Consider the following 13134-nt stretch of genomic DNA (forward strand, 5'->3'; position numbering starts at 1 on the left):
TGGGAATCGGCCTCAGTCTCCGAGTGCGCGGATCCGGGACCGCAGACCGCTGGCGCGCGCCACGCGCCTGTCGACTGCCGCTGTGAGGACGTCGAGGGTGCCCACTATCCAGACTTCGGTCTGCGCGCGGGTGATGGCCGTGTACAAGAGCTCTCGGGTGAGCAGTTCGGAACCGATCGGCGGCAGCACCACCGTCACCGCACCGTACTGGCTGCCCTGACTGCGGTGGATGGTCATCGCGTACGCGGGCACCACATCCGACAGGCGCGCCGGATGCACCCGGTGCACCCCCGACTCGCCACGAGCGAAAGCGACGGTGAGCGGAACCGGATCACCCGGCGCAACGGTTGCCCGGACATCGCGGATCACCACACCGCAGTCGCCGTTGGAGGTGTCGGTTTCCTTGTCGTTGACCGTCACCAGGACCGGCCGCCCGGCCTGCGACATGGCGGTCGACGCCGTCAGCGGCAGGTACGAGGCCGTACCGGTCCACTCGGTGATCTGGTCGGTCCAGCCCTGCACTCCCCAGCGGCCCTCGCGGTGCGCGCACAGCACACGATGGCGGTTGAGCGCGGCCAGCGCCGCCACATCGTCACCGGCCTCGGCGGCGGCCTGCAGATCCAGGCCCCACTTCGTCACGGCGGTCTGTACCGGATCGAGTCCGGTCGGATCGATGAGCACCACGCCGGGCAGGCCCGACCGGACGAGTTCGGCGACCCGGTCGGCGTCGCCGTCGTTGATGGCGGCGGCCAGCGTGGCGATGCCGGGACTGTTGCGGTGCCCACGGCGCAACGTGATGACACCAGCACTGATCCTGGCCAGATCCGCATCATCGACAACCGAATCAGGGTCGACATCCGGGTCGGGCTCATCGCCCACATCGTCGGCCATCGTCATCCCGGCCGACGCGATCGCATCGCGGACCCGTGCGCGTCCGGCATCGGTCGTGGTGGCCTCCCCCGCGTCCACCCGGTCGACGAGGTCGGCGAGCACGGCACCGGCGTCGACGGATTCGAGCTGATGCGGGTCTCCGACGAAAATGATCCGCGCGTCGGGCCGGATCGCGTCGAGCACGTAACTCATCGCCGTCATCGACAGCATCGACGTCTCGTCCACCACCACCACGTCGTGGGGCAGCGTATTGGTGCGGTTGTAGCGGGGATTGGCGCCGGGCCGCCACCCCAGCAGCGAGTGCACGGTGACCGCCCGGATCGGCGTGGTGTCGCGCCGGTACGAGGCGACGGACGATTCGAGTTGTGCGGCGGCACGCCCGGTGGGGGCGCACAAGCCGATCCGCAGCCGATGCTCCGACAGATGTTCCAGGGTCGCGAGAATCCGTGCGACCGTGAAGGTTTTACCGGTTCCGGGACCACCGGCCAGGACGGTGATCCAGCGGCCCGCCGCCACGAACCCGGCCAGTCGCTGGCGGGCGTCGACCCGCGGCGAACCGGCCTCCGCATCCTTGTCTGGACTGTCCCCGTCCGGACTGTCCCCGTCGGGGCTGCCGAACGCCGCGTATACGGCCTCGCGCACCGCGTCGGGGTCGACGTCGGGGACCCGGGCGGCCCGCTCGTCGAGCACCGATCTGATGATGTGTTCCTGGCGAAAATACTTGTGCAGGTACAGCAGTGGGCCGTCCTCGGAGTCGACCAGCACCAGGGGGCGTAGCGGTCCGGCCGGCGAGCCGGTCACCAGTGGGCATACCGCGAGCGCCTCGAACAGTTCACGCCCCGACGGAATCCGGACGTCGACAACCGATTCTTGGGCAACCGATCCTTGGGCAACCGATTCTGTGGACGCCAGCAGTTCGGTGACCTGATCCAGGGCCAGGCAGGTCGATCCGCGGCGGACAGCACGCATCGCCAGCGCCACTCCCACCTTGGCGGTGTCGCTCAGACGCTCACCCGACAACCGGCCCAGCCGGTCGACGAGGTGCAGATCGGCCGCCGACAGCAGACCCGCCCGGTTCCACGGTTCCAGAACCGGGTCCGCGCCCAGAACCAGGTCATCGGCGAACCGGTCCCGGCCGGCGATATCCACGGTCATCGCGCCACCTTTCCGGTGTGGTAAGAATCAGACCCGGCGATCAGATCGGACAGGGCCACCACGAGTTCCACCGGTATCGCCCACTCGAACACCCCGCATCCGGCCGGGGTGTCGGGACCGATCATGGCGCGCACGAAATGGTATTGGGCGGGCGCCAGATAGTCGTGCGGATCGTACCCGGCGATCCGCCATCGCAAAAACCTGTGTAGTGCAACCGAATACAGGAGCGCCTGCAACGGATAGTGGTTTGCGATCATTTCCGCGGCCATCGCCTCGGCGGTGAAGTCCTCGGCCACCAGATCGCCGGGCCGCAGCCGGTTGGTCTTGTAGTCGACGATGGTGAACCGGCCGTCGGGGCGCCGCAGCACCGAGTCGATGCTGCCGGTGAGGAACCCGCGATAGCGATGGGCGGGCAGTTCCCGCAGGTGTTCGGCGTACCCGGCCAGCAGGTCGCCGGCGGGCAGGTACTCATCGAGCAGGTCGGCGACGGCGGCGACGGTGAACCCGGTGGCCGAATCGTCCGCACCGCCGAGCGGGAACTCGAAGTCGAGCTCGGAGAGCCTGTCACGCGGCGGAATCGACCACAGGTCACCGAAGCCGAGCGGCGTGGTCAGCACACCGACGATGGCCCGGGTGAGCACATCGACGTCGATGTCGGCCGCACCCACCGATTCTGCGCACAACTCCCGCACATGCGCGGGCATGTCGGGGGCGGAGGTGTCGACGTATTCGAGCGCCTCGTGCACCACGGTGCCGAAGGCCGCGCCGAAGGGCAGGCCGTTCATCAGCGACGCGGTCGGCGAACCGGCCACCCCCGCCGGTTCGGCCACCGGATCGCCGGTCTCGCCGGTGTCGTCGTCGATGTGCACGCGCATCTGGTCGTCCTCGGGTTCGCTGCCGCCGGTGAGCGGGGAGACGGCCGCGCCATGGGCGCCGGCGGTGATCGCCGAATACGATGTGCGGCGCCAGATCTGGTCGATCTCACGGGTGAATCGTGCCGCCGACAGGGTGCCCGTGAGCTGGTCGCGGGCCGGGTCGGTCCAGGTGGTGAGGTCGGCGCGGGCCGGTTCGACCGAGATCAGGGAGCCGTCGGCCAGTGCCCGCAACCCGGCCACCACCGAGTTGTCGTCGCGGACGTCCACCGAATCGGGTACCGACCACACCCGCGCGCCGGTCGCCCCGACCGCCGCCTCGCGGCCGAAGATCAATCGGTGCAACGGACTCGACCGTGTCCCGAACGCTGGTGCCCACCACATCACCACCTGGGAACGGGCCCGTGTCGCGGCCACGTACAGCAACCGCAACTCCTCGGCGACGGTCTCGGTCTGCGCCTGTGTCCACCGCCCGGCCCGGCCCGGGGCGGTCTTGCCGCCCACATCGAGATGTCTTCCGCCGTCGGCGTCGTGGTACATGATGGTCGCGTCGTCGGGCGTGTGCAGGCTGTCCCACGCGAACGGCAGGTAGACAATCGGGAACTGCAGGCCTTTGCTGGCATGCACCGTCATGATCTGCACCGCCTGCGCATCCGATTCCAGACGTCGGGTCTGATCCTCGCCGCGGGCGTGGGAGGAGAGGTCGGCGACCCGGTCGGTCAGCCATTCGGTGAGCTCACTGATCCCCCACCCCAGATCCATCACCTGCCGGTTGCAGATCGCCGCCACCTGCAACAGGTCGGTCAGGATGCGTTCGCCGGACGGTCCCGCCAGCACCCGGGCGGCCACCCCCGTCTGCTCGACGATCCGCGCCGACATCGCCGAGAAACCGGCGTCGGCGAACACCCGGCCCCACTCGGCGCAATGCCCGGCGAGCGCGGAGAGTTGCCCGTCGTCGGCGGCGGCGAGATCACCGGCCGACCAGCCGACGAGGGTGGTGGTCGCGGCCAGCCGCACCGCGTTGGTGCGGGCCGGGGATTCGATCGCGGTCAGCACCCACAGCCAGTGTCTGGCGGCCGCGGTCCGGAACACGCTGGTCCCGGACCCGACGACGGCCGCGATGCCGCGCTCGGCCAGGGCCCGCCGCAGTGGCTCGACCGTCTTGTTGGCGCGCACCAGCACAGCGATGTCGCCGGGCCGCACCGGGCGGGCGTCATCGCCCACGGTGACGGGCGAACCGAGCAGCGCGGCGATGTCGTCGGCGGCGTCCTCGATGACCCGCGGCCGGATCTGATCGACCGACGGGAACCCGCTGGCACCGAACACCGTGAAGTCTTGGCGGACCAGCGCACGGATCCGCAGCGGCACAGCACCCGACAACTGGCTGCCCGGACGCGCGGCGGCCACCGCCCGCGCGACGATGTCGGGGTGGCCGAGTTGCGCGCCGCCGTAGATGCGGGCGAGCGCGGCCACCAGATCGCCGTCGGAGCGGTGATTGGTGTCCAATGCCAACCGCTGGTCGGCCGTCCCGACCGCCGACAGGTAGCTCAGCACCTCGGCGCCCCGGAAACCGTAGATCGACTGTTTCGGGTCACCGACGAGGACCAGCGGCAGATGACCGTGGAAGCAACACCGAACGATCTCCCACTGTTGCGGGTCGGTGTCCTGGAACTCGTCGACGAGCACCACACCGAACTGCTCCCTGATCCGCGCGCGCGCCTTCTCGCCGATCTCCTTGTCCCGCACGATCCGGTGCAGGATGGCCTGCAGATCGTCGTAGGTGCGGATACGGGCCTCACGTTTGCGTCGTTCGACGATCGCCCGCACCCTGCGGGTGAACCGGACCCGGCGCAGCACCGCATGGGCTTCCGGCGACGACGGATCGGCGAGTTCGTCCTCGGCCGGGGACAGCACCGCCGCCGGGTTGCGCAGCGCTTCCCTGGCGATGGCCTCGGCCGTGCCGAATTCGAATTCGGGCGCCTGCGCGTCCTTGAAACCGTCCATGTACAGGTCGCGGGCGGCCTCGGCGACCATCTCGTCCACATTTTCGACGATCGCCGACACCAGTTCACGTTCACCGAGAAAGCCCAGTGCCTCCAGCATCCGGTTGCAGAAGGTGTGGGTGGTGGCGATGGTGGACGCGTCGAAATCGGACAGGGCGCGTTGCAGGTTGTCCCGGCGCACCGCCACCTCGGCCCGATCACCGGTCGCGAGGAAACGCTCGAGCGGGTCCGTCGACCGCAGCGCCGAATCCAGGTCGGCCAGGGCCACGCACAGGCTCTGCACGCGTTCGCGCATCCGTTCGCGTAGCTCGGCGCTGGCCGCGCGGCTGAACGTGACCAGCAGGACCCGGTCGATCGGCATCCCCTGTGCCACGTGCCGGGCCGCGAGACCGACGATCGCGTACGTCTTGCCCGTGCCGGCACTCGCCTCCAGCACCGTGGTGCCCTCCGGCAACGGCGCCGTGATATCAAATGAACCGGGTTCTGTTGCGGGGGTGCGGTTTCGGATTCCCGATGCGGTGCTCATGCGGTCACCTCGTGCGCCAGCAACGGATTCCAGAGCCTGCGGGCCAGCGCACAGAACACCGATTCGGCATAGTCACCGAGTTCGAGGTCCGGTTCCAGGCCCAGCGCACGCCAATCGACCGGACCGCTCGCGCCGATCGAATCCACCAGCAGATCGTCGAAGGTGACATCGGCCGACACATCACCACCGAAGGCCATCCGCACAAACCTGTTGTTGGCCTCACCGTAGGCGTGGTGGAAGGACCGCCGGGCCGACGTCAACGCCACTCGGCCACCCGACCGATGTTCGGATTCGACGAACTCGGCAGCCAGGTCCGCGGTCACCGGAAGAATCTTGCGCATCCCCAGATCACGCACCGCGACAAGTTCTTCCAGAATCGCCACCGGATTCTCCGGCACGCGAAACCGGCACAGGGAGACCCCGCCCGAGCGTCGTGTGCTGCGGCCGACGGTCACCGCCGACGTCACCGGCACCGCGGCACCCGAGCCGGACGGGATGGTCGCGGCGAGCGCGAGCAGACCGATCCACAGGGCCAGCCGCTGCTTGGATCGAAGTTTGGAAAACGTTGCCGAGACCACACTTTCGCCGTACACGTCGGCGATGGTGCCGTGGATGCGGCGGCCGTCGGCCAGCGGCACCAACACATCGGCGGTGCGGGGGTCCGCCGCCGCACCGAGTGCCTGCCCGCGCAGCGGGGTCACCGCGGCGTGCACCTCCGTCACGGCATTCGCGATCCTGCGCAACTGCCGCGAACCGAACATCCTGGGCGGCAGCGTTCCTCGTCGCAGCTCGGCAGCCTGACAGTCCAGCATCGACACTCCGGCGAGCATCCGGCCGAGGAGCCTGTCACCGACGCCCCACTCGTCGAGCCCGCCCAGGTCGATGTCCAGCTCGTCGGCGTGCGCCTGTTCCTCCTGTGGAATCCAGATCTGCAACCGCTGCCGGAAGAACGCCTCGATCGGTGAGGTGTGGAAGGCGATCAGCTCCGCCAGATCGATATCGCGAGGACCCTCACCCACGTCGGTGTCGTCGTCGGGTACCGGGAACACGCACCGCGCGGGCACCCGTGCCGCCGGCTCCCGCGGGCCGGACCACAGTGCCCGCGCACCGTCGAGCAGTGCGGTGTCGTGGCTGAACGGGCCGCCGACCCCGGCCACCGCGCCGTCGATGAAGTTGCGGACATCGAAGGCGTGCAAGGTGTGTGAACGCAGCACGCTCGGGGTGGCGGAACCGGTCGGGGTCGCTCCGGTGAGGGTGTCGACCGCATCGATGAGTTCGGTCACCACCACCGCAGGCGGGACGGGCCTGCCGGTGATCGGGTCGGCGCCGGTGAAATACACGTGCAGTGTTTCGGTCGCCGCACAGATCGCATCCAGGAACGCCTGCCGGTCCTCGTCGCGTGGATTGCGTTCACCGACCAGCGGACGCACACCACACACATCGTCACCGTCGACCCGGGTGACGCGGGGAAAGGTGTCGGCGTCGATGCCGAGCAGAATGATCACCCGGTGCGGCACCGAACGCATCGGCACCATGGAGCACACGGTGAGCTCACCGGTGCGGAAGTTCGAGCGGCCCGCACGGCTCACCAGCAGGCCGGCCATCAGGTCGCGTACGTCGGCCAGACGCAGGACGGTCCCGGTCACGCTCGCTGATGACGCAACGCGCTCGGGCCGGTCATCGTCCAGGACCCGGCCGATCGTGCGCAGTGCCGCGGCCGTGGTCCATTCCTCGCCGGGAACCGCGGCGGTCAGCGACCGTAGACCGTCGGACAGGATCGCCGCCCAGCGGGCCGGCGAGGCCGGCGTATCCATCTGCACCAAGACATGTTCCAGACGATTGACGAATTCGGTGAACCTGCCGAACAGGTCGATGGACGTGCTTTCGACCGCGTCGAGCGGCAACGCCACACCCAACCACTGCCCGTCGGCCTCGTCGGCCACCGCGCCGAGCGCGATCCGGTCCAGGCCCGCGGTGAACGTACCCTGCCCGAACGCGCCCATCCCGAATCGGCGCCGGTCCCGCTCGCCCAGACCCCAGCGAACACCGCTGCAACCCACCCATTCGCGGATCGAGTCGAGGTCCGAGTCGGAGAACCCGAACCGGATGCGTACCGGTTCGGCCGCCGCCAGGTCGAGCACCTCACCGGCGGTGAGTCGCCCGGCGGCCAGCCCCACCACGTGCGCGATCACCTCAAGGACCGGATTGAGTTGACGCACACCACGATCAGCCAGCCGCACGCGCAGCGAGAAGGCCGGGTGGTCGAGTCCGGTCTGGCCGAACGCGCCGCGGATCAACGGACTGAAGGTTTCCACGTCCGGGCACATGATCAGCACATCGCGCGGTTGCAGGGTGGGATCGGCCGAGAACAGGTGCAGTAACCGGTCCCGTAGCACCTCCACCTGTCGCTGCGGCCCGTGACAGGCATGCACCTCGACGCTGCCGTCTGGGACACTGCCGTCCGGGACACTACTGTCCGGGACACTGCCGTCTGGGACATCGTGCCCGAACGCGCCCGGACGCAGCCGATCCTCGCGCAGCCCCGCCTGCAAGGAGGCAAGCACCGTGCCCGGCACTCCGGGCGACGCGTCATGGTGCAGATCCTCGTCGGCGAGCCCGGTGAGCCGTTCCTGCAACTCCCCCGCATCGCGTGCCAGGCTCGCCAACAGCGGATGCGCCGGGATGCGACGCCGCCAGTGCTGCCGGGACACCGGCGGCGCGGGTGTGCGGGCGGCACCCTCGGCGCGCACCGGCGACGGACCGGCCGCCCACAGCGTCGGACTCGGATGCGGCAGATAGAGGTGGACGTCGTGATGTTCGGCGGCCGCGGCCAGCAGCAGCCGGAACGACTCGGTGATCCGGGTGGGACCGAACACCGACAGCCGGTCGGGCAGACCGCCGACCGCCGGATCCTCGCGCAGCCGGGCGCACACCGCGTCGAGGTACTCGGCCGGATGCGGCGCCCCGACCTCGGCGCGTACCGCCCGGAAGAACCCCGGCTGCCATCCGAGCCCGTCGGCAACCGGCGCCGACGCCCCGTCGAGATCGCGACCGTCGGGTCCGGGGCCGGCGGCCCACGCCGCGAGCATCGACGGGCGGGCCGCCGCGTACTGCGCGAACAGGTCCGCGATCTGCCGTGCGGTGGCGTACCTGCGGCCCCTGCGGTAGTCGGCTTCGTCCCTGGCATCCTGTTCGGTCATCCCGCCGGCGATCAGCGCCGGCAGTGAACCCACGTGCCGGGACGTCGCCTCGAACTCGGAAAGGGCGTGCTCGACACCGGCGTCGAGCACCCGCAGGACCGGCCACACCAGCCGAGGGCCGTGCCAGGGATTGTCGGCGCGGCCCGCTCCGGCACCGGCGAACGGCGCACCCGAATGCACCGACGCGACAATCCGGTCGGCGAGCTCGGCCGGTGACGGAAAGTCGATGTTCGCCGAGATCCCGTCACGGCCGCCGGGCGTGCCCGTTCCGAGCCGGCACGCCAAGTGCTGCTGCAGCCAGCGCTCCACACCGCGCGCGGGTACGCACACGATCTCCGGCGCGAACGGGTCGGCCCGCCCGCCGCCGTCGACCGTCAGCGGCGTCGACAGGACCTCGGCCAGAACGTCGGCCAACACATCGGTACGTTCGGAGCGATGGACGATCAGCATCAGGTCGTCGGCCCGCTCCACGCCTCGAAGACGGCCCGCACCTGGTCAGGCAGCGGCAACGACCGGCCGGTCTCCCTGTCGACGCTGACCAGCACCGTCGTGGCCACGGCACACAATTGGCCGTGCGGCGAACGCAGCTCGCAGCCCAGGGTCACCGACTTGCCGCCGATCCGGCCGACCGAGACGACCACCCGGACCGGCGCGAAGCTGTACATGAGCGGTGCACGGAACTCGATGTCCTGCCTGGCAACCACCGTGGTCGGCCGGGAGGAACCGACGTCCCTGCCGAACCAGGTGGCCAGCGCACGAACCCGGGACTCCTCGAAGATCTGCGCGATCACCACGTTGTTGACATGGTTGTTCAGGTCCATGTCGCCCCAGCGCAGCCACACCGGGACATCGACACCGCCACCGGGGGCCCGCCGGATCACCACCAGCTGCTCGCTGAGAACCTCACCGGGCCGCACGCCGTCCGCTGTCACACCGCTGTCCGTCGCATCACCGGTACCGTCCACCTGTGAGGGGCTGTCTTCTCGCACACGGCAAACCCTAACCGCTCGGTACGACGCGGCGGCGACGACGTACACCCGATCGGGCCGGACGCACCCCGCACGCGATCGCACCCGCGACGGGCGGCGCGACGTCGTAGAATCACTCGAAGTCCATCAGCGGAAGGGACCGCCCTGATCATCGAGACTCCCCGTATGCGCCTGCACCCGGTCTCGGCCTCGGACATCGACGACCTGGTGCTGCTCGACAGCGACCCCGAGGTGATGCGCCACGTCAGCGGCGGGCTGCCCACCGCACGCGCCGAGATCACCGACTGGGTGCTGCCGCGTGCGCAATCGCATCTGCGTTCGGCCCGCGGCGGGCTGTGGGTGGCCCGGCACCGCCAGAGCGGCCGTTTCCTGGGCTGGGTGTCGCTGCGCCACCCCAGGCACAGTTCGCGCTCCGAACTCGAACTGAGCTATCGGCTGGCGCGGCGATGGTGGGGCCGGGGACTGGCCACCGAGGCGGCCGACGCGCTGATCGCGGTGGCGTTCGGCACGATGGGGGCCGAACGGATCTTCGCCACCACGACGGCCGCCAACATCGGATCGCGACGGGTGATGGAGAAACTCGGGATGTTCGTGACCTGGGTGGCCGTTCCCGCCGACGACGCCGACCCCGACCTGGCCGAGGTGGAGTACGAACTGGCCCGCGTCCACTGGGAACTCGGGCAGGCCCCGACCATTCCGATCCGCCGGATCGTGACCGACCGGCGTGCCCCGGGTGGACGGCACCGCCTGGCGACGACCTCTGAGTTCACCTTCATCGCGACCGGAGCCGGATGAGCGACTACCGTGACGATTATGCGGGTTGGTACATTCGCGCCCGTTCTCGGTGACACCACGACCGCCACGCACCATCTGACAGGAGACGTCCACACATGAGCCGCCCGCACGTCGTCATCATCGGTTCAGGATTCGGCGGACTGTTCGCTGCCCAGCGCCTGCGCAAGACCGACGTCGACATCACGCTGATCGCCCGCACCACCCACCACCTGTTCCAGCCGATGCTGTACCAGGTGGCCACGGGCATCGTCTCCGAAGGCGAAATCGCCCCCGCCACCAGGGTCATCCTGCGCAAACAACGCAACGTCCGGGTTGTGCTGGGCGATGTCACCACCATCGACCTGACCACCCGCACGGTGACCTCGCGGCTGCTCGAACGCATCACCGAGACGCCGTACGACAAGCTCATCATCGCCGCCGGCGCCGACCAGTCCTATTTCGGCAACGACTATTTCGCCAAGTACGCGCCCGGCATGAAGACCATCGATCACGCCCTCGAACTACGCGGGCGCATCCTCGGCGCGTTCGAGCAGGCAGAACTGTCCGATGATCCCGAAGAACGCGAACGTCTGCTCACCTTCGTGGTCGTCGGGGCTGGTCCCACCGGTGTGGAGCTGGCCGGGCAGATCGCCGAGATGAGCGACAAGACCCTCAAGGGCACCTTCCGCAACATCGACCCGACGCTGGCGCGGGTGATCCTGCTCGACGCCGCGCCGGCGGTGCTCCCCCCGTTCGGCGAAAAGCTGGGCAAGAAGGCCGCCGCACGGCTGGAGAAGATGGGTGTGGAGATTCAGCTCGGCGCAATGGTGGTCGACCTCGACTACGACGGTCTGGTGGTCAAGGAGAAGGACGGTTCGACCCGGCGGATCGAATCGCAGTGCAAGGTGTGGTCGGCCGGTGTACAGGCCAGCCCGCTGGGCAAGCAACTGTCCGAACAGTCCGGGGTCGAACTCGACCGGGCGGGCCGCGTCAAGGTGCAGCCGGACCTGTCGATCCCCGGCCACCCCGACGTATTCGTCGTCGGCGACATGATGTTCGTCGAGGGGGTTCCCGGCGTCGCCCAGGGCGCGATCCAGGGGGGCCGGTACGCCGCCGACGCCATCAAGGCCGAACTGACCGACGGCCAGACGCCCGAGCAACGCAAGCCGTTCAGCTACTACGACAAGGGGTCGATGGCCACCATCTCGCGGTTCAGCGCGGTGATGCAGGTGCCCATCCCCGGCACCAAGAAGAAGTTCGAGACCGAAGGCTACATCGCATGGCTCGGCTGGCTGGCGCTGCACCTGGTGTACCTGGTGGGCTTCCGCAACCGGCTCAACACCCTCATCAACTGGTTCTTCGCCTTCACCACCCGCGGCCGGTCGCAGCTCGCGGTCACCGAGCAGCAGGTGTACGCGCGCACCGCGCTCGACCACCTCAGCGAGATCGACGCGGCCGTCGACCCCGCACCGGACAAGGTGACGCCCGAGTCCGAGGCAGGCTGACCGCCGGTCGCGAACACCCACCCCGTCGGTGAGGATTCATCTCGCCCGGCGAGGGAGGACACCGCCCGTTCACACATGACCGCGACGCTCGATGCGTGAAGATCGCGATCATCACCGAGTCATTCCTGCCCCAGGTGAACGGTGTCACCAACACAGTCACCCGGATCGTCCGGCGGCTCATCGAGACCGGGCATCAGCCGCTCGTCATCGCTCCCGGGCCCGGACCGTCGTCGTACGAGGGCTGCCCGGTCGTCCGGGTGCGGTCGGTCGCGATGCCGCGCTACCGAACCTTCCGGGTCGGACTGCCCGACCCGGAGGTCGAGCGTGCGCTTGCACGGTTCCGTCCCGACGTCGTCCATCTGGCCTCACCCATCGCGCTCGGCGCCGTCGGGCTGGCCGCCGCCCGGCGGCAGGGGCTCCCCGTCGTCGCCGTCTTCCAGACCGACATCGCCGGCTTCGCACGCCAGTACGGCGTGGGCGCCGGCACCGTGGTGGATCGCTGGGTGGGCCGCCTGCACCGCCGGTGCGACCGGACCCTGGTCCCCTCCGGTGCGTCGTTCGCCCACCTCGACGCACTCGGGGTGGGCGACCTGCACTACTGGCGTCGCGGGGTGGACGGCGAACTGTTCCGGCCGGGGCGGCGTGAGGATCGACTTCGACGCACCTGGAGCCCCGACCCCTCCCACCCGATCGTCGGGTACGTCGGCCGGCTCGCCCACGAGAAAGAGGTTCACCGGCTGCGGGAGATCGCCGACCTGCCGGGCATCTCGCTGGTGATCGTGGGCGACGGCCCGGCCCGGGCGAGCCTGGAACGCGTGTTGCCCGGCGCGAGGTTCACCGGCATGCTGCACGGCCCCCCACTGGCGGCGGCGTACGCGAGTCTGGACGTCTTCGTCCACACCGGCACCACCGAGACCTTCTGCCAAACCGTTCAGGAGGCGCAGGCCAGCGGCGTGGCGGTCGTCGCACCCGCGGCGGGCGGCCCGCTGGACCTCGTCGACCACGACCACACCGGTCTGTTGTTCGACCCGACCACGCCCCAGGCTCTCCGGGACGCCGTCGCATCGCTGACGCGCGACCAGATCAGGCGGCGACGACTCTCGTCGGCCGCCGGCGCCGCGGTCGCCGGCCGTTCCTGGGCGCGGGTCGTGGATGAGCTGACCGACGAGCACTACCCCGCTGTCATCGGTGGACCGGCCGCGGCCGCCGCCTGAGAGAA

7 protein-coding genes are annotated in these 13134 nt (G+C 69.5%); 3 read left to right on the forward strand and 4 right to left on the reverse strand.

Features of this window, described 5'->3' with window-relative positions; translation table 11 throughout:
- Window positions 1-12: 12 nt before the first annotated feature.
- From recD to GII31_RS12100, 4 genes are read right to left on the reverse strand one after another with little or no spacing between them, the layout of a single operon-like run.
- Complete coding sequence (gene recD, locus GII31_RS12085) at window positions 13-2046, reverse strand: exodeoxyribonuclease V subunit alpha (RefSeq protein WP_213243364.1); 2034 nt, start codon at window positions 2044-2046, stop codon at window positions 13-15.
- Entirely contained in the window at window positions 2043-5447 is a 3405-nt protein-coding gene (locus GII31_RS12090) for a UvrD-helicase domain-containing protein (RefSeq protein WP_213243366.1), read from the reverse strand. The genes recD and GII31_RS12090 overlap by 4 nt, the downstream gene beginning before the upstream one ends.
- Window positions 5444-9097 (reverse strand): exodeoxyribonuclease V subunit gamma, encoded by a 3654-nt coding sequence (recC, locus tag GII31_RS12095; RefSeq protein ID WP_260840504.1) that lies wholly within the window; start codon window positions 9095-9097, stop codon window positions 5444-5446. Before recC ends, GII31_RS12090 begins: the two co-directional genes overlap by 4 nt.
- Window positions 9097-9636 carry an acyl-CoA thioesterase gene (locus tag GII31_RS12100; protein WP_246221840.1) on the reverse strand — a complete coding sequence of 180 codons (540 nt, stop codon included), beginning with the start codon at window positions 9634-9636 and terminating at the stop codon, window positions 9097-9099. Before GII31_RS12100 ends, recC begins: the two co-directional genes overlap by 1 nt.
- Before the next feature lie 144 nt (window positions 9637-9780).
- Here GII31_RS12100 and GII31_RS12105 point away from each other — a divergent pair, with 144 nt between their 5' ends.
- The 3 genes from GII31_RS12105 to GII31_RS12115 all read left to right on the forward strand — a co-directional run bounded on the left by GII31_RS12105 (window position 9781) and on the right by GII31_RS12115 (window position 13129).
- A complete protein-coding gene (locus GII31_RS12105) occupies window positions 9781-10431 on the forward strand; it encodes a GNAT family N-acetyltransferase (RefSeq protein ID WP_213250246.1) in 651 nt (216 codons plus the stop codon).
- A 95-nt stretch (window positions 10432-10526) separates the two neighbouring features.
- Window positions 10527-11915, forward strand: coding sequence for an NAD(P)/FAD-dependent oxidoreductase (locus tag GII31_RS12110; RefSeq protein ID WP_213243368.1), 1389 nt, complete (start codon window positions 10527-10529; stop codon window positions 11913-11915).
- A gap of 95 nt (window positions 11916-12010) precedes the next feature.
- The gene (locus GII31_RS12115; protein ID WP_213243370.1) at window positions 12011-13129 is read left to right on the forward strand and encodes a glycosyltransferase family 4 protein; all 1119 of its coding nucleotides are present in this window, start codon (window positions 12011-12013) and stop codon (window positions 13127-13129) included.
- The last annotated feature ends 5 nt before the right edge of the window (window positions 13130-13134 follow it).

This window comes from Gordonia pseudamarae (assembly GCF_025273675.1).
Classification (GTDB): Bacteria; Actinomycetota; Actinomycetes; order Mycobacteriales; family Mycobacteriaceae; genus Gordonia; species Gordonia pseudamarae.